This window comes from Lawsonia intracellularis PHE/MN1-00 (genome assembly GCF_000055945.1).
GTDB classification, from domain to species: Bacteria; Desulfobacterota; Desulfovibrionia; order Desulfovibrionales; family Desulfovibrionaceae; genus Bilophila; species Bilophila intracellularis.
On sequence record NC_008011.1, the window covers coordinates 233,745 to 257,690 of the forward strand.

The window sequence follows — 23,946 nt, forward strand, 5'->3', positions numbered from 1 at the left end:
ATGGAGAAGATTATGGAAACTCCTATTCTGAACACACCTTTGCAAGTTTTGGACAATATTCTGGCACTGAATTTGAACATTACGCTTTGGTCGGCCAGAAAGAAGCTCACCGCTGAAGACTTTGGTGGTGTAGAGCTTCCGCCTGACGATTTGGCCTCTCTCGGCTCCAAAAAAATCTGCGACCCGGCCAGACTCAACGTCTTTACCAAGCTCAAGGCTCGTGCGTTCAGTCTTCTGGATAAACATGGCGTCCGTTTTCTTTCGGGCTGGGCGATACCGGACGACAAGGCCGGAGATATCATCCAGGGGCTATGCGAAATCCGAGATGAGTTTTTCACGGAAAAGCAGAACTTTCTGAACGTGTACGATGCTGCCATAGCTGACTGGATTGCCCGACATCCTTCCTGGGCCAACATCATCGAAAATTCAACGGTCAGCAGGGAGTATGTGGAGTCTCGGATGGGGTTTTCTTGGCAGCTCTATCGGGTATCTCCTGCTGCTGGTCTCGAAAGCGATCTGGCCATGACGGAATCTGGTCTGCATGAAGAGGTAGAAGGTCTCGGAAGTACGCTTTTTGCCGAAATCGCCAAGGATGCTGCGGAGATTTGGAAGAAGGTGTTTGAAGGAAAAACGGAGGTCACGCACAAGGCTCTGTCTCCCTTGAAAACGATGCGCAATAAGCTCGCCGGTCTTTCCTTCATCGACCCCAATGTGGAACCGGCTGTCTCCATGATCGACACCGCCCTCGGAAATATGCCCAAGCGTGGAAATCTGTCAGGAAACGCGCTTCTTACGCTTCAGGGCCTCGTATGCCTGCTCAAGGACAAGGAGGCACTGATTCAGCAGACACAGGCGTTACTGGCTACCCCGGCAGAAGAAAATGTACTGGATGATCTGTTGCAGGGGTTCCAGCAAGAAGCCCCCGTACTGAATCTCCCGCCTGAGCATAGCTACATTCCATCCAGCCCACGCCTCGATAGTTTGGGTCTGTGGTAAAAAAGGACGCTTCTATGTCAGTCACGATGAAAGCCATGCCGCTTGTTGCCTCGATGCTAGGCAACAAGCTGGGGGTCAAAGTCGTTATCGGTTCTTCGGATACCGCCTGCACTAACGGCGATACCATATTCCTTCCACCTCTTCCCGTTGACGATGAAGGAGTTCTGTATCCTCTGGTGAGCGGCTTTATCGACCATGAGGCGGCTCATATCCGGCATACGGACCTTGGCGTGTTGAATGGAAAGAGACTTACCCCTGTCGAAAAATACCTCTGGAATGCCATAGAGGACTGGCGGGTGGAGCATGAAATCATAAAGCGCTATCCGGGATGTCATGAGCATTTTATCTGGCTCATACGGCATTTTTTCTTGAAGGATACGGAAGAAGAAAAGGCTGGGGAAAATGACTCCCCGGCCTTTTCTGTTCTGAACTATGTGCTCCTGACGCTGCGTTCCTGGGATGTGCCTGAGCTGGTTCGTAATTGCGAACTCGAAGCAAATATTATGCAAAAATACTGGCCCGGACTACGCTCCAGTATTGACGCGATCATGCGGGATATTCCGGCCCGATGCCGATCTACGCAGGATTCGCTGGATTTTGCCCAAGATATTCTCCGGCTGATCGAACAGGAAGTCCAGAAGGAACAGAAATCCACCGAAAGCCCAGTAGTATCCCCCTCGATAACTGCGCAGGATAACTCAGAACAAACCCAACAAGAACCACAAACAGGAGGTGAAGAACAACCGCTCCAAGACCTTCTACAAGCAACGGAAGAAGAGATGCCAACCTCTATGGGTAAGCAGCTCTCCGACATGATTTCCGGCCAATGCTCTCCCCAACAACACAAGGGAATGAGCGTGGCAGTAACAGGCAAGCTCTTAACAGCCGAACTTCCCGATGCGCTTATCATGGAGGCTCAGGCCATATCCAGAGCGTTACGGACAAAACTCCAAGGGCTTCTGCAATCCCAAATATTGCGGCGTTCCAGTCCCTCACGGCATGGAAAATTATGTGGGCATGGTCTCTACCGAATTGCCGTCCATGATCCTCGGCTGTTCATGAAAACCGAATCTGTGACAGGAATCGATACAGCCGTCCATATTCTTCTGGACATATCCGGCTCCATGACCAGCTGTATCGAACTTGCTGGTGCGGCCTGTTACTCCGTGGCGCTGGCTTTGGCTGCTATCCCGGGCATCTCCGTAGGCGTTTCTGCTTTCCCTGCCGATTATAAGGAAGATGTTGCGGCCACAGTTTACCCGTTATTGCGCCATGGTAAACGTATAACAAACTCATTCGCCGCAGAAGCTCATGGAAGCACACCCATGACTGAAGCCTTATGGTGGGTATTGGGGATGCTTTCGACACGACCAGAACATCGAAAAATCGTATTTGTGGTAACGGACGGCTACCCGGACGATCCTGAGACTGCCAAAGAAACGATAGCAGTAGCGAAACGGATGGGAATAGAGGTGCTGGGTATCGGCATCGACGCCCCAGCCATCATCTCTATGATTCCTGGCTCCGAAAACATCACCGACATCCGCGAACTGGCTCCGGCTATGTTCCGGCTACTTCAACAAATAATGACTGAAAAAGGGAGGTGACCATGGCGTCATCCATCAAACCGACGACTTGGCTCGCTATCGGGATTCTTGTTCTTCAGATCGCCATAAAAATCGTAAAGGACACAGAAGAGGAAGACTGAAGGAAAGGCACTCCGGGTGGTCGCCGGAGTGCCTTTTGCATGTATTTTTTGCCGGTGTTTTGCCAAGACATGGATAGACTTTCCCTCTATAGGTTGGAAATAGGGTTGGAAAATAAAAAAGGACAAGTCACAAACTAATGCTTCTTGTCCTAAAAAATTCAATTATGGCGGAAGCGTATAGGAGTCGAACCTACCTCAGACCTCTCAGCCTGACACTGGTTTTGAAGACCAAGTACCACACCGGTGGCAATACGCTTCCAAGTATTTATATAATATTTTTGAACGTTAAATAACTACTTTAAAATATTAACGGTTTATTAATTAATACTATATCCTATAATAAAATGTAAGTAAACTTAACTAGGCTATTATAAAAATAAGTATAATTAAAAGTTAAAGAGAAAGTTTAATAAAAAGTCATTGCTCTAACATTGTCAAATATAATAATACAATTTACAATATACAAAGTTGCTTCTAATAGTGTCTTTCCCCTTAAGGGAATACTTCATGGAGGTAGTGTTTGAATCAATTTACCAGGAATCTCATTTTATGGGGGCTTATATCCCTTGCAATGGTTATTGTTTTTAACCTATTTAGTCAGCCACAATCTTCATTACAAGAACGTATGACTTATAGTGAGTTTTTAAATCAAGCTCAAAAAGGTAAAATAGCTGACGTAATTATACAAGGCGATATTATTAAGGGAAAAACAACTGAAGGAAAATCTTTTCAGCTTTATGCTCCATCTGATCCACAATTGGTAAGCAAACTTATTGAGCAACATGTAGATGTTCGTGCTGAGCCTATTGAAGATTCTCCTTGGTATATGACACTACTTGTATCATGGTTTCCTATGCTTCTTTTAATAGGTGTATGGGTTTTTTTCATGCGCCAAATGCAGGGAGGAGCTGGGCGAGCTATGTCTTTTGGTCGCTCACGTGCAAGAATGCTAAACCAGGAACAAGGAAGAGTCACATTTGAAGATGTTGCAGGTGTGGATGAAGCTAAAGAAGAACTCTCTGAAGTTGTAGATTTTTTATCTAATCCAAGAAAATTTACACGATTAGGTGGTCGGATACCTAAAGGAGTCCTTCTTGTTGGCCCTCCTGGTACAGGGAAAACATTGCTTGCTCGAGCTGTAGCTGGTGAAGCAGGGGTTCCTTTTTTTTCCATTTCTGGTTCTGATTTTGTTGAGATGTTTGTTGGTGTAGGAGCATCTAGAGTACGAGATCTCTTTATACAAGGTAAAAAAAATGCTCCATGTCTTATTTTTATTGATGAAATTGATGCAGTAGGACGTCAGCGTGGCGCTGGCCTTGGCGGAGGACATGATGAAAGAGAACAAACACTTAATCAACTTTTAGTTGAAATGGATGGTTTTGAATCTAACGAAGGTGTTATTTTAATCGCAGCTACAAATCGTCCAGATGTTCTTGATCCAGCTCTATTAAGACCTGGAAGGTTTGATAGACAAGTTGTTGTTCCTACTCCTGATGTAAAAGGACGTTTAAAAATTCTTGAAGTCCATACTCGTCGGACACCACTTGATAAAGATGTTAATCTTGAAGTTATAGCTAGAGGCACACCAGGTTTTTCAGGAGCAGCACTTGAAAACCTTGTTAATGAAGCAGCACTTCAGGCAGCTAGAGATGATAAAAATTTAATTGATATGAAAGATTTTGAGTACGCTAAAGACAAAGTTCTAATGGGTAAAGAGCGACGTAGTCTCATTCTTTCTGATGAAGAAAAGAAAATTACAGCCTATCATGAAGGTGGACATGCACTTGTTGCACGTTTACTTCCAAAGACAGATCCAGTGCACAAAGTAACCATTATTCCTCGAGGTCGTGCTCTTGGTGTAACAATGCAATTACCTGAAGCAGATAGACATAGTTATTCAAAGGAATATTTATTAAATAACCTGATGGTGTTATTAGCTGGTAGAGCAGCTGAAGAAATTATATTTGATACTATTACAACAGGTGCAGGTAATGATATTGAACGTGCAACCAATATGGCAAGAAAAATGGTTTGTGAATGGGGTATGAGCGAGCTTATAGGACCATTATCAATTGGTGAGCGTGGAGAAGAGGTTTTTATTGGTAGAGAGTGGGCACATTCTAGAAACTTTAGTGAAGATACGGCTCGTATTGTTGATAGTGAAGTTAAAAAATTAATAGAAGAAGCTAGAGAAAAATGTCAAGAACTATTGACAAATAATCTTGATACGTTGCATGCTCTTGCTACAGCACTACTTGAACGAGAAACACTTACAGGTGATGATATAGATCTTCTTATCAAGGGGGAAGAACTACCTCCATTTATACCAGAAAACTCTAATACTGAAATTAAAAAAGAAGATTCAAATACTGAAACCTTTATTTTAGATGCTGATGAGCAGAATCCATCTCCTCCAAAAACAGAATAAAAAAAATAGAAGTGGTGTGGATAAAACACATGAAAAGTAGTCAAATAATCAGTTATGATAATCATTGGATAGTTAAAGGGGGTAGGCAAATAAATCCTACCCCTTTTTGTATTATTGGAATACTGAATATAACGCCTGACTCATTTTCAGATGGAGGAAGATATTTAATAACAAAAGATGTTATTGAGCATACAAAACAAATGCTTCAATCTGGAGCACAAGTTATTGATATAGGTGCGGAATCTACACGTCCTTTTGCAGAACCAATTATAGAAGAAGTTGAGAAAGAAAGACTTATTCCTCACTTTAAAATATTAAAAGAACAATTTCCTGATGTTATTTTTTCTATAGATACGTATAAGGCTTTTACTGCAAAAGCAGCATTAGAGTTAGGTGCTGATATTATTAACGATGTTTCAGGATGTACGTTTGAACCTAACCTTTTAGATATACTTGTAGAGTATAAACCTGGTTTTGTGTTATGTCATACTCAAGGTAAACCTAAAACAATGCAAGTTAATCCTTCATATAAAGATATTATCGAAGAATTATTATATTTCTTCGAGTCCCAAATGTCTCTTATTACAAAAGCAGGGTTACCTGAAGATAGAATTGTGCTTGATCCAGGGATATGTTTTGGAAAGAAAAAAGAACATACAGAAATAATAATGAAAAATATTGAGAGACTAAAAGTTTTAGGAAGACCTTTATATATAGGTCTCTCTAGAAAATCATTTTTTAAACAATTTTTTGATCTTGATGTCCATGAACGTGATGAAGCAACACGTATAGCTACTGCATTACTTGCAGCTAGAGGTGTAAGATATCATCGTGTCCATGATGTAGCAGGATGTACTCAAGCATTAAAAATAACAGAAGTTTTTACTCCATTTTTGTAACTAAGGAGTTATTCATAATAAGTTTAAATCTCTTTCCCCTAAGTGTAATTAGGAGTTATTTTTATGGATTTCATCCCTTTTAGTTGGAGGGACTTACTTGACATTACATTAGTAACGATACTTATTTATCGAGTTATCTTATTAGTAAAAGGCACCCGTGCACTTTCAGCTTTATCTGGTCTGCTTTTACTTATTCTTATTTATCTTGGTGCGCAATATTTAGGACTTTATACCCTTGGATGGTTATTAGAAAACTTATTTGGTTCTCTCTTTTTAGTAATTATTATTTTATTTCATGATGATATACGTCAAGCTCTTTCAAGAGTGGGTGTTCATAATTTTTGGAAGAAAAAGAAAGAAATTGCTCCAAGTTTAATTGATAATATTATTTGGGCTTGTCAACACTTTGCTAAAAGACGTATAGGCGCACTTATTGTTTTTGAAAGAGAGATACCCCTTACAGATATGATGCAAGAAGGAGTGATGTTAGATTCTATTCTCTCAAAAGAACTACTTTTAACACTTTTTTATCCGATGACAGCCCTTCATGATGGAGCTGTTATTATCCGTAGAGGAAGAATTGCTGCAGCAGGATGTATTTTACCTTTAGCACAAATGGATCGACAAGCATTTGGTACACGTCATAGAGCTGCCCTTGGTGTTACAGAAGTAAGTGATGCTTTTGTTATTGTTGTCTCTGAAGAACGTGGTGAAATTAGCATGGTTTCAAGAGGAAAACTTGTGGTTGTATCTGATATTGAACAATTGATAGAGAGTTTACGTGATGTTCTTGACTACAAGTGATCATAGAGGTAACTGGAAATATTTTCTTATTGCTTTTGCTACTGCATTAATTTTATGGTATACATTTAATGCAAAAGAGCAAGTAGAAAGAATTATGGATGTTAGGTTAGACTATAAAGGTCTACCTTCTGATTTAATTGTCACAGAGGGACAACTTAATAAGATTAATGTCGACTACGTGGTTCTTTAGAAATGTTACGTTTATTTTCAGGTAGAGAACTTTCTTACACAATAAACCTTTCTGGTGTTACTCAAGGAGTTAATACTATTCCTCTATCATCTATTCAATTCCCAGAATTACGTGCTTATCAAATTATTGATGTTATTCCTCCTCGAATGGTACTCCAAGTAGATCATGTTAAAGAAGTAGAGCTTCCTGTAACATTACAATTAAGATCTTCTCTTTTTTCTGATGCAGCCTATTTAGAAGATGTTCATATTATTCCTAGCCATGTAAAAGTTCGTGGTGCTTCAAATATTGTTTCATCAATGAATACAGTTATAGCAGAAGTTTCTGCATTATTAGATGACGAGGGACGTGTTGTGCAAGACGATGCACCTCTTATTGCACCACAGTTTGTTGAAGTTAGTCCACCTACAGTTAATGTCTGTTTTAAGTTAGGGATGCAACGTCGTTCTATTAGTCTTCAACGTACTGTATTACTCCCAGAAGAAAAAGAAAGATTAACAACTCGACCAGAGCGAGTAACTATTGTCGTATCTGTTCCACAATCTCTTTTAAATGATCCTAAGTATATTTCTCAAGTGCATGCTAGTGTAGATACATCAATATTAGAAGATTCATTAGGTAAAGATTTTGATGGAGTTAAAAGACCTATTAAAGTATTTCTTCCAGCAGCAGCTCGTCTTATTAAAGTTTCACCTGATATAGTTACTGTTTTTCGTCGAAAATAATTTCAATGTATTTGTTGGAGAACATAAGTGGGTAAAAAGCTTTTTGGAACTGATGGATTACGTGGTCGTGTAAATATTTATCCTATGACTCCAGAGGTAGCACTAAGGCTTGGACTTGCAGCAGGAACATATTATAGGCGAAAAAGCCATCGGAGTAGAGTTGTAATTGGAAAAGATACACGTATTTCAGGGTATATATTTGAAAATGCTCTTACTGCAGGTCTTCTTGCATCAGGTATGGATGTTTTTTTAGTTGGACCACTTCCTACACCTGCTGTTTCTTTTCTTACAGCAAACATGCGTGCAGATTTTGGTGTGGTTATATCAGCTTCTCATAATCCATTTTATGATAATGGAATTAAATTATTTGATGCTGATGGGTTTAAAATTCCAGATAAAGCAGAGCATAAGATTTCTGAAATGATTCTTGACCAAAGTCATACATGGGATTACCCAGACCCCTCAAGTGTAGGTCGTGCACATAAAATTAAAGATGCTTTAGGAAGATATATTGTCTACTTAAAAAATACATTTCCATCAACTTTATCTCTAGAAGGACTCAGAATTGTTCTTGATTGTGCTAATGGTGCAAACTATAAAGTAGCTCCACTTGCTCTTGAAGAACTTGGTGCTGAACTTATAAAAATAGGTACTGATCCAAATGGATTAAATATTAATCATCAATGTGGCTCTTTGTTCCCTGAGTATGTAGCCAAAAAAGTAATTGAAATGAGAGCAGATATTGGTCTTGCTCTTGATGGGGATGCAGATAGACTTATTGTTGTAGACGAAAAAGGTATTATACTTAATGGTGACCAAATTATGGCATTATGTGCTCAAGATTTAATGCGTCAAAATAAATTGCCTGGAAATATTTTGGTAGCAACAGTAATGAGTAATATGGCACTTGAAGTATTTATGAAAGAAAAAAAAGGAGCCTTGATTCGTTCTAATGTAGGTGATAGGTATGTTATGGAAGCAATGAGAAAACATGGAGCTATGTTTGGAGGTGAACAATCAGGGCATCTCATTTTTCGTGAATATAGCAATACTGGTGATGGACTTCTTGCTGCATTACAAATTTTACGTATTATGAAACAGTACGAACGTCCTCTTTCATCTTTAGCTGGTTTATTACAATTATTTCCTCAACGTCTTATAAATGTGAATGTTAAACAAAAACGTCCTATTGAAACAATGCCTACTCTTTTAAAAACAATTCAGCGCATAGAGACAGCATTTTCAGGACGTGGTAGAGTGTTACTACGCTATTCTGGAACAGAACCATTGTGTCGTGTAATGGTAGAGGGGGAAAGCGATAGTAAAGTTAATACATATGCTGAAGAGCTTGCTGATATTGTGGCCAAATCTCTTGCTGAATGATTGTATCTATTAACTAATAATATATTTACAATAGGAGCTTTAATGAACATTCGTAAAGTTGTCGTTCCTGTTGCTGGATGGGGTACTCGTTCATTACCTGCAAGCAAAAATATCCCTAAAGAAATGTTGCCAATATATAATAAACCAGTCGTTCAATATGTTGTAGAAGAAGCCATGCTTGCAGGTGTTCAGGATGTTATTTTTGTTACCAATAGAGATAAAAGCGTTATTGAAGATTTTTTTGACTATAATCCGCAGTTAGAAAGTATACTTGAGAGATCTGGAAAATACGAACTTCTAAAAGTCATTCAAAATGTTGCTGAAATGGTTAATATTATGTCTGTCCGTCAAAAGCGACAATTAGGACTTGGACATGCTGTTCTTTGTGCAAAAGAAATTGTTCGTGATGAACCTTTTGCTGTTATGGTTGGTGATGACTTAATGTTTGGAGAAAATGCTGGCATGGATAGACTTATTCAAATTGCCCGTGAGCAGAATAAGCCTGTTATTGGAGTCCGTGAAGTTCCAGAAGACAAAATTAATAGATATGGTATTATTAGTGGTACAGAAATTAGTACTGATGTGTATGATATTACAGAAATGATAGAAAAACCAACCTTAGGTTCTACACAGTCACGTCTTGCTATTGTTGGTCGTTATTTATTGACACCAGACATATTTGAATATTTAGAAAAAGTAACACCAGGACATGGTGGAGAAATTCAACTTACAGATGCACTTGCAGCATTAGCACAAGAAAAAGGTATGCTAGCTGTTAAACTTGGAGGACTTCGTTTTGATGCTGGTGACTGGGTGGATTATCTTTCAGCAAACGTATATTTTGCGATGATGGATGAAACACTAAAAGATGATCTTTTTAATAAATTAAATCAGATCCTTCACATTTCAGAAAAACAATAATGAATTTCATTATTATTTTTCTTTATTCTCTTGTATGAATGAATATTGTACAATTACACTATTATCACCACCATATTCTTTATTAACATACACATTACCTTCCTGGCTTCCATATACCCTATGGAAGCCAGGGCTAAGAGTTGCTATCCTTTTAGGTAAGGAAATGTTAAGGACTGGTATTATACTATCTTTACATACTCAAAAACCTGAATTACCTCATAACGTTGTTCTTCGTCCAATATTATGGGCATTAGAAAAAATTCCTATATTTTCATATGAATACATAAAAATGATCCAGGAACTTGCATTAAGACATTCTATCCCTTCTGGAAAAATTTTTGCTTCTATTCTTCCTATGGGACTTCGAACAACACATGTACAAATGAAGTGTACGTATAAAAATGTATTAACTAACCTTCAATTAAAAGAATTAAAACATAAAACTGAAGAAGAACTTCATGATATTGGAACTAAATGGATATCTGAAGAAAATAATGATTGGTTAACATCTCAAACAGAATCAATGATTGTTTCAGAAGAATGTATATTAACTGTTGATCCTCCATGGCCTATTCGTCCTTCAGCAACACGCCAACGTGTCATTTTAGATTTTCTTTTTACAAATGGGGTAGTATCTAAAAAAGAATTATTACAAAAGTTAGGTAAAGAATATCGAACAGCACTAACTTCACTTACTCGTTATGGAATTATATCTATAAAACAGGAAATCCTAACAGATAAAGATGAGTTAGCAAATACTATTGCCTTATTACCTCCACTTATACCATTTGGTTATACTCTTACTGAGGAACAGAAAGAAGTAGTAACTCTTTTAAAGAAAGAATTACAAAAAAATCAAGCAAAAACATTTTTATTATTTGGTATAACAGGAAGTGGAAAAACAGCTATCTATCTTGAGATTATTCAGGAATGTATACGTAATAATCAATCCGTACTTGTTCTTGCTCCCGAAGTTGCATTAGCTCTTAAATTACAACATGAAATTAAAACCGTATTTCCTATTATACCTTGTTATTTATCTCATGGATATCAAAGCAGTCAACAAAAAGAAGATCTTTTTAGAAAAATAGTAAAAAATCAAGTAGCAAAAGTTATTATAGGAACTCGTTCAGCTCTTTTTTTACCTTTAACAAATATTGGTTCTATTATTTTAGATGAAGAGCATGATGCTTCTTTTAAACAAGGTGAACGCTTAATTTACCATGCTAAAGAAATAGCTTGGTTTCGTGCTGTTCAATCAAATGCACTTTTATTATTAGGTTCTGCAACACCTGATATAAAAACATTTCATGCTGTAGAGAATAATAAAATTTCTATAGTAAAACTTCATAGTCGTGTTGGTGGAGGAGTTCTTCCAACAATAAAACTTATTGATAGCCAACAGTTGGAATCAAAAGATGTAACATTTGCTCGTGAAAGTCTTACTACTCTTAAAGAAACACTTGAAGTTGGTGAGCAAGCAGTTATTTTGCTTAACCGTCGTGGATATGCTCCTATCATTTATTGTATTACATGTAGAAAGTCTATTCGTTGTCCTTCTTGTGATGTTGGAATGAGTTATCATAAAATACAAGAATCCCTTATCTGCCACTATTGTGGGAAAAGCATAAGGTTTCCTTGTCCTTGCCCTTTTTGTAAAGGAACCCAATTTTTACCTATGGGGCAGGGTACAGAAAAAGTTGAAGAAGAAATTCGTGCAATTTTACCTTCAGACAGTATGGTATTAAGGTTAGATTATGATACAACTAGAAGACCTGGACGTACTGAAGAAATTTTAAAAACTTTTGCTCAAGGAAAATCTCAAGTATTGATTGGTACTCAAATGCTTTCAAAAGGACATCATTTTCCAAATGTAACTCTTGTTATTGTTGTCAATGCAGATATAGGACTTAATATTCCTGACTATAGAGCAGCTGAAAAAACATTCCAGCTGCTTACACAGTCAGCAGGAAGAGCTGGACGTGGTGAGAAAGCAGGACAAGTACTAATCCAAACACATGATACCTCTCATTATTGCTGGAAATTTATACAACAACATGATTATCTAGGTTTTTATAAGTATGAAATTGCTCTTCGTCAAAAATGGCTATATCCTCCTTTTATCAACTTAGCATTAATACGCTTATCGTACCCTATTGAATGGAAAGAAGGAAAAATTTGGATAAAAAAAGTCCAGTCATTGTTACAAGAGTGGGCTAATAAGTTAAATGTATCTGTTCGTGGGCCTGCATTATCTCCTATTCCTATCCTGAGAGGACGTAACAGATTTCAATGCTTATTAAAAAGTAACAATTGGCAACATATTCGTACAATATTTTATAAAATTCAAACAACTGCTTTACCACAAAAACTTCGTGTAGTACTTGATATTGATCCTATTGATATGCTTTAAAAACTAAAAGTAATACTTTATTTTTTATACTTTAAATAAGACTAACTTATGAAAGATAAAGTATATTTAAGAATTTTAAAAAAAGTCAAAAAATATTATAGAAATGCATAATAACTATTTAGAAAATATTTAAATATTTTTTTATTATCATAATAATTTCTTTGTAGAATAATACATAACCTTAAATGATCTTTCTAAATAATATACATATATATTATAAAAATAGAAATTACATATTAAAATTAATTTTATCTATTACTAATTATGTAGTAATAATAAATATATGTTGCATCATTAGGTTAAAAAACATAGTTCTATTTTTGTTAAAGTAAAGTTTGTAGATTATTAGTAAAATATTTAAATAAAATATATTACTATAAGTTAAATAAATATAATAATCATTTTAATGACGTGTTATAGTAACTATGGAGTAGATATGAATAATTTTATTAAAGTTATTACTATAATAATAACTTCAATAGCTGCTGTACTTATTATTTTTTCTCTTACTACAGTTGGAATATTTATAATATCTATTTTATTTATAACATTTTTTGTTTTATCAGTCATATCTAAAATAACAGGTAAGAGTTTATATAATACAAAAATTATATATTATACAACTAAACATAATAATAATAATAATAATATTTATGATCTATCTTCAGATGAGTACAAAGTAGAAGATAAAAAATAAATAAACAGAACAATTACTATCAGATAATAACATATTTGTCACAACATAATAAAGTAATACATTATATATTAATTTGTCTATAATACTTACGCTCTTTTGATTAAAAATATACTTATAACTTATTTTACGTTAGGTAGATATATTCTTTTAAATAAGAGTCATTAGTTATTTTATAAAAATATTTAATTTCATACTATAGTAGGAACCTATTGCGAATTTTTAATAATAAATGCAAAATGACACTAGCCTTATTAAGCAAACGGTATATGCTTTGTGTTTTTATACACAAGGTATCTAAACTAACTGTTCAAAAGTAGCTGAGGATTACATTGAAGTTTATTACTGACTTCAAAAAGCTAGATGTATTAGCGCATCAGGCAGTTACTTCAGCATTGTCCACTTATCAGTATCACCTACCTATTTTTATTGATGCTACAGCTGGGAATGGTTATGATACATGCTTCTTAGCACAACTTGCTGGAACACAAGGTATAGTATTAGCCTTTGATATCCAACAAGAGGCTATAACGAATACATATCAAAGGCTTATATCTTTACATTTGGAACAACAAGTTACACTCATAAAAAGTGGACATGAACGCTTATATGCTGAAACATTAAACTTTTTTCAAAAAAATACTCATTTAGTAGAGTTCTACCATTTTAATAATCAAATAGATATTTGTTCTGGTGTGATGTTTAATCTTGGGTTTCTTCCTAAAAGTGATAAAAAAATTGTTACACAACCTACTACTACAATAATGGCATTAAATAATGCATTAAATGTATTAGCTCCTGGAGGAATTATAACTATTCATTGTTATACAGGACACTTAGGAGGAGTAGAAGAAAGTGAAGCTGTTTTATATTGGAGTGAACAACTTTCTTTAAATAAATGGGATATAACAATCTATAAACAAATTTTTAAACAAAAGAACAATGAGCAATTAGTGCTTATTAAACGTAAACAGTTATGAATAGTTTTTCACAGCCATGGATATTTTATTTGTGTGCATCAATTGCAATAGGTTATGCATTAGGTAGACTAAACTATAAGGGAGCCTCCCTTGGCAGTGCAGCTATTTTATTTGTAGGTATTGCTTTTGGTAAAATGGGTGCGTCTATTCCACAAGATATTGGTGGTATTGGACTATTAATATTTCTTTATGCCATAGGAACAGATGCAGGACCAAGTTTTTTAAGTGCATTGAAAGGAAAAGGTCTTCAATTTTCCATGGTTGCTTTATGTTTTACTATTACAGCTGTTATAACTGTTGTAATCTCTGGTTCATGGTTTGATATTGATCCTGCTGGAATGGCTGGTATTTATGCAGGAGCTATGGTTTCCTCTCCTGCCTTAGCTGGTATATTAGACTCTGTATCACCTTATCAGTCTGTTATAATAACAACAGCCTATAGTTTGTTATATCCTGTTGGTATCTTAGCAAGTATTTTATATACACAATGGATTATTGCATTTGATAAGTCAGATACCAGAAAAGCTGAAGAAGAATTACATCAAAAATCTCTTTTTGAAAATCCACCTATTCATATTGGTTGTTTTGAAGTATACCCTCGATCTGTCTCTTCAGTTCGTGAAATCCATAATCTTTTTAATGTAAGAATCACACATATTATTCCTGCAGGAAGAAAAGTTGTAGCTCCAGCATCAGCATTATTAAAAATTTGTCCTGGAGATAAAATACGTCTTTTAGGTTCTGAAAATGCGTTAAAAAGAGTAGAAACCTTTTTACATGCAAAAATAGCAAATGATACTGATTTTAAAGAACATATACATCATTATCAATTAGTCGTTACAAAAAAAGAAGCTTGTGGCTCAAGAATCATGCACTTAGCAGCTAAATGCCATATGGATACTCTTATGTTTGAACATGTTCATAGAAATGAAATTGATATTCCACTTACACCAAGAACACGTTTATATATGGGGGATATCTTACATCTTAGTGGGGATCCAAGACAAATTGAGACATTAAGAAGATTATTAGGCGATGATCCAAGACAACTACAAATTGCTGATGTTATGCCTGTTATGCTTGTTATTAGTCTTGGATGGCTATTAGGCAATATCCCTATCCCTCTGTACGAAGGCAAAACATTTATGGTAAGCAGTTCAGCAGGAGTATTGCTTACAGCAATTTTTTTATCCAATATAAAAAAATTAGGTTCTATAGATTTTTATTTACCAAGTTCATCTTTACTCTTATTAAGAGAAACAGGACTTGCCTTATTTTTTGCTGCTACAGGAGTACATACAGGCGCTTCTTTAAATATGGGAATTATCCTTCAAAGTGGTAATATTCTTTTATGTGGTTTAATAACAACAATATTACCTATGATAGTAACATGGTATTTTATCAAGTTTGTTCTTCATATGAATTATCTTTATGCTATTGGCAGTTTTGCTGGAGCACGTGCAACAGCTTCTTCCTTTGCAATTGCAACAGCTATAACCAAAACACCATATGTTGCAGCTGTGTATTCTATTGTTTTTCCAGTAGTTACACTTTTACAAATTATGAGTAGTAAAGTGGTGTACACTCTTGGTTCGCTATATCTATTTTAATTGCTATCATTATATTATTATTATTATTATTATTTATAATTATGATAAATTCCATATTTTTTTAGTTGGGTTAGCTTTACTCAGCTCTTCAAGTGTCATATCAACTTGTTGAGGACCAGCAGACCAAGGTGCAACTTGATATGGTTGGAAAAATATACGGATACCATTAGGTATTAATGCAATTGAGTTATAGTTATCAAGATCAGGAGCTGTGCCTACAGATAATATTTCTTTATCTGACATATTACCTAGTGTTTCTGACAAAGACTTATATGAATATTCTGACATAATTTTTAAGGCACTATTAACATCATCAAAAATGTCTATAAGATCTAATGGTTGTTCTGTAGTTAGATCATAATTAAATACAGAAATTTCTAAATTTCCATGAGCTCCACCAGTAAAGTCTGTTATAGTATATATAATAGATATGGCTTTATCAGAGGGTTTAGTAATAGAATAGTCTGCCCTAAGTTCATAGGGACCAATGGCAAGTTCTTTTTCACTATTAGTTGTTTTAAAATTTTCAACAAGTTGTTGGGCCCAACCTTTGATATCTTGATCAATCTTACTACTATGAATTTCTGGATAATGTACAGAAACCTGCATTTCTTTTGTTGTTATAGTAATACTATGATCAAGAATAGAGGAACCATCTGTGTTATGAGCAAAACATATTGTTTGAGTTATAATAATAAAAAAAAATAAGAAATAATAATAATAATAATAATAATTAATATAACGCATAACAAAACCTATTTTATAGATAAAGGTCAAAATATAAAAATAACACATCTTATTTTAATTAAGTGTTATTTTATAATATAAATAAAGATATTTTTGTATAAACAGAACATACCCTAATTATAATCTATATTGACTCACTATGTTTCCAAACTTTTTCTTCACCTTTAATGAGACGTTGAATATTTTGTTTATGACTCCAAAAAATAAGTGCCATAATAATTAGTGATAATGGAATATATGCAAATTTTCCTGTAATGAACAAAATAATAGGTAATGAAGTTACTAAAACCAAAGAACCAAGTGAAACAAATCCAGAACGCCATATGAAAAAAGTACATAGGATAGCAGCAAATAACAGTTGCCAAAAAGCAATTGGAATAAGAACACCTATAGAGGTTGCTACAGCTTTTCCTCCCTTAAAGTGTAAAAAGCAAGAATAAAGGTGACCTATAATTGCTGCTAGACCTGTCATAGTATACATAAATGGACTTTCAGATAAATATGTTGCTATTACAACAGGAAAAAATCCTTTCAATACATCAAAAAATAAGGTAATAAACCCAAGTTTTCTACCACAAATTCTTGTTATATTTGTTGCTCCAACATTACCGCTTCCTAATGTTCGTGGATCAATACCACAAAAAATATTGGCAAAAAGTACACCAAAAGGAATAGAGCCAATAACATAAGAAGTAATAATCCAAATAAGGTCTATTATCATAATAACCCCAGTATATTATTTTAGACTTGCTGAATTTCTAATATATGAATTTCATTATGTAGTGGTTGAATATTACCTATACGAATATAAATAGACTGTCCTATTTCAGGAACAGCTGTAAAAAGTTTTCGACGAGCCCGAAGAGTAAGTTGCTCTCTTGGCAAATTAACAACAATGTAATGTTCTGTTACCTCAGTAACAATAGCTGGCCACCATGTATTCTTATCTTGTTGAAGAATATATACCAACTTCCAATATCTTTGTCGAAACCGCTGTATTTGGTTTGTATATTCAAGACGAGAAGTAATATAAGGTAGCATTATCTCTAACTCTTTTAAAGACCATTTATATTTTTCATGTTGTAATACATGAAGAATTTGTGCTTGATTAACCATATCTGGATATCGTCTTAATGGTGACGTTGATGGTGCATAATATTTTTCTCCGATGCCAGCATGCTTTTTGGGAACTACATCAAGTACAGATGGTGCTAACACTTTTACTACTTTTGCAATATCATGAGGCTCTTTCCATATACCTTTATATTGATCAGGAATTATAATGTCTTGTGTTCTATAAAAAAGAGAAATGTTATTTTCATAACTCCAATGAGCTATTGCTGCATTAATAAGGATCATAATTTCAGAAACCAAAAGATGAGATTTAGGAGTAGCAAACTCTTCTGTTAATACTACTTTTGTCTCATTCTCTTCAACTATTAGAGAAAGATATGGTTCTGAACGTTCTACTATAACAGCACCATGTTTAAGACGATATTTTTGATAGGTTTGTGCTACATGAAAAGCTAACTTCAGTTGTTCAGCATATGGAGAATCTTCTGAATAGTTATCCTCTAAAATATACTCACATTCATGATAAGTAAGATTAGCAGCAAGAGAGACAGATTCAAAAGATGGTGTACAAGATTTTACTACACCATCATAGCCAACAATACATGTAATAATAAGCACAGGTCGAGTACATTGAGCATGAAGACTGTACTTGTCTATCCCTAATACATTAGGCAACATGTTATAACTTGCTTCTGGTAAATAAATACTGGTTGCTCTTTTTCTAACTGCTTGATCAAGGGGATCATCAAATGGCCAATTCAATGCAGGGCAGGCTAATGCAACAACCACTTTCCATCCATTGTCTATTGGTTCAATAAAAAAAGCATCATCTTTATCTTTTGTTGTTTCTGAATCAATACTTATAAAGGGAAGGGGTAGGGTAGACGTTGTATAAAGAGAAGATTGTTTACACAACATGTCTATAGTGTTTTGGAAAGGTTGTTGCCAATTATCTGTAGGATCATAATCTATACGCTCAAACCAAATGTTATGATGTGGTTGTAATATTCCCCATGCTTGTGCAAGATATAAAGCAAGAAATGGATCATCAGGAAGTCCTGTTACAAGTTTTTTCCATAACTGACTATCAGCTTTTTCTGGATTTGAAATTTGTTCCATAATGATCTGACGAAGCTGTTCTTCAAATTGCGTATAAACATTAGCAGTATTAATAGAATAGACTTTTTTTTGTGTATAAAGCTCCCATAAATAACGGAAAAAGGGTATACTATCAGTAATAAATGCTTGCTGTTTTATAGTTTTTTCTTGTTCTTTAACACGAATATCAACAATCTCTTTTGAATATATTTCAAAATTAGGTGATTGAAATTTAAAATGAATATTATCCTTTAAAAGGACATGTGCACATGCTGCTATTGTATCAATATCTGGAGAAGTTGTAACTAGCTCAGAAAACCACTTTGCAGGTGCTTGAATAATTTCTCCTTGAGCAATCTCCCATAATTCATAAGAATTAAAAGATGATTCAAGCTCTTTACGTTTAAACTTATGTTGTTCAATGTGTGCTATTGCAATATCTTTACTTTCTATATTTCTATAGTTTGGACCTATCCAAGGAAGAATCCTTGATGATTGTATATTTATTTCTTTTCTATTAGGTAATAATATTTTAAATTTATTTTGAAATTCTTCAAGAACCCAAGCAAGTTGAGGTTCTTTGTCTTGCATAAATTCAATAAGATAACCAGCTCCTACATGGCTGACAAAATGTTGAACCATAATTTGTCCTAATGTTTAAATGAGCGTTGTCCAGTGAAAACCATAGCAACTTGAGGAGAAGATTCATTGACTGCTTTAATAACTTCATAGTCATTTAATGATCCTCCAGGTTGTGCGATAGCTGTTACTCCTTGGTTAATACATAAATCAACACCATCACGAAATGGGAAAAAACCATCAGAAACCATAACAGATCCTTTTAATCCTCCGCAAACATCATTTGTTTCTTTTTTTATTTTTTCAAGCTTTTCTAATGAAGTTTTATCGTTAGCAGCTTGTTCACGAAGCTCATAAAGACTTAATCCGTAATTTTGGTAGGTTAATTTGTCTGCATATTTTGCATATGCTTTGAAAATAGCTAACTCTATACAACCAACCCTATCTTGCTCTCCTGTACCAATAGCCACTGTTGCACCATCATGTGCAAATATAACTGAGTTTGAACTTACTCCTGCTTCAACTGACCAAGCAAAGAGAAGATCTTCAATCTGTTCATCTGTTGGTTGTTTAGCAGATATTGTAACCCCATCCTTAGAGGTAGCTGTTGCAGGTAAAAAAGATGCAGTAGATCGTACACGATTAAGAAAAGATTCTTGAAGAATCAGTCCACCATCACAAAGACTTTTGATATCAAGATAGTGAGAATGTGTGAGTTGATCTAAAGAATTTAGACCAGGAAGTTTTAAGATACGCAAATTTTTTTTTGTTGTAAGTAATTCTAGCACACCTGGTTCATAATCAGGTGCTGCAATGACCTCAAAATAATGCTTAAAAATAAGGTTAGCCGAGTCATGATCAAGGGGACGGTTAACAACAATTGCACCACCAAAAGCTGCAATTCTATCACACCAAAAAGCTTTTTCTAATGCATTCCCAATACTTTTTTTTGACCATGCTACTCCACAAGGATTATTATGCTTTAATATAACTGCAGCAGGACGACTTGCTAAGTATTGAAGAATGTTACATCCATTATCTATATCTGTAAGGTTTGTTTTTCCTGGATGTTTACCAGATTGTATCAATTCAGCATCAGTAAGTGAAGAAATAATACCTCCAGATGTACGCCAAATCGTATCACCTATAGTTAACTCACCAGAAGTAAATTCATAAAGTGCTGCTGGCTGATCTGGATTATCTCCATAGCGCAATCCTTTTATTTCCCCATTGATATTCCATGTTTTTTTTGTATATGTAAGTATTTTATCTCCAAAACTAATAGTAATTGTGGGGGGAAAGTGTTCTTCTACTACTTTATGGTACATATCTTTAAGTAAACCCATTGGTATTCCTCTATAAAAAATGAGTGTGTTAAATGGAAACTATATTAACTGACTCAGGCAATTAGCATAGACTGCCATTAATAGTAAATAACATTTGAAGCTTTTGGCCAGTTAGTATACTCTCTAAAGGAGAGGATGTGAACTTAAATTTAAATCAATATATTATTCAAGATGTTATATTGTTGTTATTAGTTGAAGTAGACTAAGTTTGAATGTAGGAATAGATATGGAACAGTTATTAATAAAGTTAGCTAGACAGCTTGAATCTCTTGATGAAGCTTCTTTAATGGCACTTTGGGAAAAATATGCTAATATTGTATCTCAGTTTGAACCTACAAAACGTTGGGAAGAAGCAACCTTAATTTTTTCTTTAATTCAAGCAAAGCATATGAAGAATCAACTGTTTAACTATAATTGGGCAGAACAAGTTCGTCCTTCTACATCATCTCATGAAGTTCCTATTTCTGTAATGCTTGAGACAAAAAATAAACCCCATGAAGTTAAGCAAGCAAAAATAATTCCTTTTAAAAAACTTATTGAAAAGTCATAACACAATCTCTATACCTTTAATTAATCCATTGTCACTTACCTATTATCTCTATATAATCCATTGCGCCCATATTAGGAATAATAATTTAGTTATATACAATTAATTATAATCTAATAGTTTTTATAGTAGGATGTTATCTTCCTATACTTATAAAACTAGCTATTTATCTTTAAATAACTTTTGAAAGGAATTACACATGAAGTATAAATGGTTATATCTATACAATTCTTCCTGTGCTAGTCAGGAGATACTATGCCCAATGTAGTTATTATTGGAGCACAATGGGGTGATGAGGGAAAAGGAAAAATTGTTGATTTATTAACACGTGACACAGATTATGTTGTTCGATTTCAAGGTGGTAACAATGCTGGTCATACAGTTATTGTTGATGGGAAAACATATATCTTACATCTTATTCCTTCAGGCATTCTTCACAAAGAAAAAATTTGTATAATTGGTAATGGAGTTGTCCTTGACCCACAAATTTTTATACAAGAATTAGATACGTTGCTATCACAGGGAATAGATGTTTCTCCTAATCGATTAAAACTAAGTACCAAGACACATCTAATTATGCCATACCATAAACTACTTGATCAGGTTCGAGAAAATGCAAGTACCACTCAAAAAATAGGAACAACAGGACGTGGTATTGGCCCATGCTATGAAGATAAAGTTTCTAGAATAGGGATCAGAACTATAGATTTAACTCAACCTAAACTTCTTTATAAAAAAATTGAATTAGCATTAAAAGAAAAAAATACATTGTTTACTCAATTATATAACACTGAATTTGTTAATGCAGAGACTATATTTAATGAAGTAATGGAAACAGCATCTAGAATCCTTCCTTATCTATCTGATACATCAAGTATATTACAAGATGCGTTTATAAAAAATAAAAAAGTAATATTTGAAGGAGCACAAGGAGTACACCTTGACATTGATCATGGAACATATCCTTTTGTAACCTCATCAAATACAATTGCTGCAAATGCATCTATTGGATCTGGTATTGCTCTTTCTTCAACTGAGAAAATCATAGGTATAGTTAAGGCATACACAACACGTGTAGGATCTGGACCTTTTCCTACTGAATTATATGATAATACAGGAAAATTTTTACAAGAAAAAGGACATGAGTATGGTGCAACAACAGGACGTCCACGTCGGTGTGGCTGGCAAGATCTTGTTATGCTAAAAGATAGCGTTAGACTCAATGGTTTTACAGAGCTTGCACTTACAAAACTTGATGTCCTTTCAGGGCTCAAAAAAATTAATATTTGTACATCATATGCTTATCAAGGGGAAAGTGTTACTTATCCACCACAAGATGAACACATTTTATTCAATGAAATAAAACCAATATATGAAACTATGCCTGGATGGGAACATTCTCTAGAATCTTGTACTTCATGGAATCAATTACCACAGTGTGCTAAAAACTATATTGAACGAATTGAACAAGTAGTAGGTGTTCCAATAACTATCATTTCTGTTGGAGCTGATCGTAATCAAACACTTTTTCGGGATATATGATTGAAGTATTATAATAGACCTAAATAAACATGTTGACTGTTACTAGATGAAAATTATATCTTAAACCTGTAGAAAGATGTATCTTCTACTAGTTATAATATATTTTAAAGGAATAACCCTAGTGGTATAACACTAATTATCACTAGTTAAAGGAATAGAATAGAATGAATGTTGCTGTAGCTGTTAGTGGTGGTACAGATAGTTTATACACCTTAGCTACATTAAGAGAGGCCTTTGGAAATCATCATGTATTTGCACTACATGCACGATTTAAAGAACAAATTACTAATGATCCTGTTCCTGCACTTAAGGAACAATGCCATAACCTTAATGTACCTTTACATGTTGTTGATTTACATAAAGAATTTAATGAGCTCATTATTCGTCCATTTATTAAAGCTTATGCAGATGGGAAAACACCAAACCCTTGTGTACACTGTAATGCTAAAGTAAAATTTGGTCTTCTCCAAAAAAAAGCACAGGAACTAGGAGCAAATCAAATTGCTACAGGTCATTATGTTTCGCTTATTGACCATGATCTCTATGGTAAAGCATTAAAATGTGGTGCTGATTCTACAAAAGATCAAAGTTACTTTTTAGCTTTAACTCCTAGAGAACAACTTCAAACAGCTATTTTCCCATTAGGAACGTTACGAAAAACAGAAGTCCGTGAACGTCTTCAAAAAATGGGACTAGAAGTACCCCTACCAAAAGAGAGCCAAGAAATTTGTTTTGTCCCTAATGATGATTATAGAAAATTCCTACAGTCATCTGATGTAGACCTCTTATCTGAAGGTAGAATGGTTATGCTTGATGGGACATTAGTAGGAAAACATAAAGGACTATGGAAGTATACTGAAGGACAAAGACGAGGGCTTGGTGTATCTTGGTCAGAACCACTATATGTTGCACACAAAAATCACTCCTGTAATGAACTTGTTCTTGGCACAGCAAAAGATATACTTGTTGATACCTGTACAGCTCAAGATATTAACTTTTTAGTTCCACAGGATAACTGGCCAAAAGAACTTTTTGTACGTACTCGTTACAGACAACAAGCTGTACCTGCTGATATCCAATTTGTAACTAATACGTCTTCATCAAAAAAAATAACTATACATTTTCACTCTCCACAGCTTCCTGCAGCACCTGGACAACTTGCAGCTATTTTTGACAAATCTGGTTATGTATTAGCTGGTGGACTTATTACAAATGATTTATAGTGTATACAATTTTTTGAAATGATTTTTCTCCTATGATTA

General features: G+C 34.7%; 20 protein-coding genes and 1 tRNA gene. 16 read left to right on the forward strand and 5 right to left on the reverse strand.

Going from position 1 to position 23,946, the window contains the following annotated elements; translation table 11 throughout:
- Window positions 1-996, forward strand: a complete 996-nt coding sequence (locus tag LI_RS01035; RefSeq protein ID WP_011526268.1) for a DUF3150 domain-containing protein — start codon at window positions 1-3, stop codon at window positions 994-996.
- A gap of 14 nt (window positions 997-1,010) precedes the next feature.
- The gene (locus tag LI_RS01040; protein ID WP_011526269.1) at window positions 1,011-2,603 is read left to right on the forward strand and encodes a VWA domain-containing protein; all 1,593 of its coding nucleotides are present in this window, start codon (window positions 1,011-1,013) and stop codon (window positions 2,601-2,603) included.
- Between the two features lie 266 nt (window positions 2,604-2,869).
- Here the strand turns inward: LI_RS01040 and LI_RS07505 are convergent.
- Window positions 2,870-2,963: transfer RNA gene (locus LI_RS07505), tRNA-Sec, on the reverse strand.
- Between the two features lie 261 nt (window positions 2,964-3,224).
- Between LI_RS07505 and ftsH the strand changes: the two genes are divergently transcribed.
- From ftsH to LI_RS01090, 11 genes are all read left to right on the forward strand, one after another.
- Window positions 3,225-5,132 carry an ATP-dependent zinc metalloprotease FtsH gene (gene ftsH / locus LI_RS01045; RefSeq protein WP_011526270.1) on the forward strand — a complete coding sequence of 636 codons (1,908 nt, stop codon included), beginning with the start codon at window positions 3,225-3,227 and terminating at the stop codon, window positions 5,130-5,132.
- Between the two features lie 29 nt (window positions 5,133-5,161).
- Window positions 5,162-6,031, forward strand: coding sequence for a dihydropteroate synthase (gene folP, locus LI_RS01050; RefSeq protein ID WP_015353689.1), 870 nt, complete (start codon window positions 5,162-5,164; stop codon window positions 6,029-6,031).
- 63 nt (window positions 6,032-6,094) lie between these two features.
- Window positions 6,095-6,835, forward strand: coding sequence for a diadenylate cyclase CdaA (gene cdaA / locus LI_RS01055; protein ID WP_011526272.1), 741 nt, complete (start codon window positions 6,095-6,097; stop codon window positions 6,833-6,835).
- Window positions 6,813-7,025: a hypothetical protein gene (locus LI_RS07345; RefSeq protein ID WP_155800194.1), complete on the forward strand. Its 213-nt coding sequence runs from the start codon at window positions 6,813-6,815 to the stop codon at window positions 7,023-7,025. The genes cdaA and LI_RS07345 overlap by 23 nt, the downstream gene beginning before the upstream one ends.
- Before the next feature lie 2 nt (window positions 7,026-7,027).
- Window positions 7,028-7,750, forward strand: a complete 723-nt coding sequence (locus tag LI_RS01060; protein ID WP_011526273.1) for a YbbR-like domain-containing protein — start codon at window positions 7,028-7,030, stop codon at window positions 7,748-7,750.
- 27 nt (window positions 7,751-7,777) lie between these two features.
- Window positions 7,778-9,133: a phosphoglucosamine mutase gene (gene glmM / locus LI_RS01065; RefSeq protein WP_011526274.1), complete on the forward strand. Its 1,356-nt coding sequence runs from the start codon at window positions 7,778-7,780 to the stop codon at window positions 9,131-9,133.
- Between the two features lie 42 nt (window positions 9,134-9,175).
- Window positions 9,176-10,054, forward strand: coding sequence for a UTP--glucose-1-phosphate uridylyltransferase GalU (gene galU / locus LI_RS01070; RefSeq protein WP_015353691.1), 879 nt, complete (start codon window positions 9,176-9,178; stop codon window positions 10,052-10,054).
- Window positions 10,055-10,088: 34 nt separating this feature from the next.
- Window positions 10,089-12,467, forward strand: coding sequence for a replication restart helicase PriA (gene priA / locus LI_RS01075; RefSeq protein ID WP_011526276.1), 2,379 nt, complete (start codon window positions 10,089-10,091; stop codon window positions 12,465-12,467).
- A 436-nt stretch (window positions 12,468-12,903) separates the two neighbouring features.
- Entirely contained in the window at window positions 12,904-13,164 is a 261-nt protein-coding gene (locus LI_RS01080) for a hypothetical protein (RefSeq protein WP_041817034.1), read from the forward strand.
- A 329-nt stretch (window positions 13,165-13,493) separates the two neighbouring features.
- Window positions 13,494-14,141: a tRNA 5-(aminomethyl)-2-thiouridylate-methyltransferase MnmM gene (mnmM, locus tag LI_RS01085; protein WP_011526277.1), complete on the forward strand. Its 648-nt coding sequence runs from the start codon at window positions 13,494-13,496 to the stop codon at window positions 14,139-14,141.
- Window positions 14,142-14,170: 29 nt separating this feature from the next.
- The gene (locus LI_RS01090; RefSeq protein WP_231850144.1) at window positions 14,171-15,751 is read left to right on the forward strand and encodes an aspartate-alanine antiporter-like transporter; all 1,581 of its coding nucleotides are present in this window, start codon (window positions 14,171-14,173) and stop codon (window positions 15,749-15,751) included.
- Window positions 15,752-15,790: 39 nt separating this feature from the next.
- Here the strand turns inward: LI_RS01090 and LI_RS01095 are convergent, their stop codons facing one another.
- From LI_RS01095 to LI_RS01110, 4 genes are all read right to left on the reverse strand, one after another.
- Window positions 15,791-16,498: a DUF3298 and DUF4163 domain-containing protein gene (locus LI_RS01095; RefSeq protein ID WP_011526279.1), complete on the reverse strand. Its 708-nt coding sequence runs from the start codon at window positions 16,496-16,498 to the stop codon at window positions 15,791-15,793.
- Between the two features lie 124 nt (window positions 16,499-16,622).
- Window positions 16,623-17,219, reverse strand: a complete 597-nt coding sequence (gene plsY / locus LI_RS01100) for a glycerol-3-phosphate 1-O-acyltransferase PlsY (protein WP_011526280.1) — start codon at window positions 17,217-17,219, stop codon at window positions 16,623-16,625.
- A 20-nt stretch (window positions 17,220-17,239) separates the two neighbouring features.
- On the reverse strand, window positions 17,240-19,312 hold the full coding sequence (locus LI_RS01105; protein ID WP_015353692.1) for a ribonuclease catalytic domain-containing protein: 2,073 nt from the start codon (window positions 19,310-19,312) through the stop codon (window positions 17,240-17,242).
- A gap of 8 nt (window positions 19,313-19,320) precedes the next feature.
- A complete protein-coding gene (locus LI_RS01110; RefSeq protein WP_011526282.1) occupies window positions 19,321-20,595 on the reverse strand; it encodes an AICAR transformylase/IMP cyclohydrolase PurH in 1,275 nt (424 codons plus the stop codon).
- Between the two features lie 226 nt (window positions 20,596-20,821).
- On the opposite strand from LI_RS01110, the gene LI_RS01115 reads away from it, so the two are divergent.
- The 3 genes from LI_RS01115 (at window position 20,822) to mnmA (ending at window position 23,907) form a co-directional block, all read left to right on the forward strand.
- A complete protein-coding gene (locus LI_RS01115) occupies window positions 20,822-21,145 on the forward strand; it encodes a hypothetical protein (protein WP_011526283.1) in 324 nt (107 codons plus the stop codon).
- 252 nt (window positions 21,146-21,397) lie between these two features.
- Window positions 21,398-22,684: an adenylosuccinate synthase gene (locus tag LI_RS01120; protein WP_011526284.1), complete on the forward strand. Its 1,287-nt coding sequence runs from the start codon at window positions 21,398-21,400 to the stop codon at window positions 22,682-22,684.
- Between the two features lie 164 nt (window positions 22,685-22,848).
- Window positions 22,849-23,907, forward strand: coding sequence for a tRNA 2-thiouridine(34) synthase MnmA (mnmA, locus tag LI_RS01125; RefSeq protein WP_011526285.1), 1,059 nt, complete (start codon window positions 22,849-22,851; stop codon window positions 23,905-23,907).
- Window positions 23,908-23,946 lie beyond the last annotated feature (39 nt).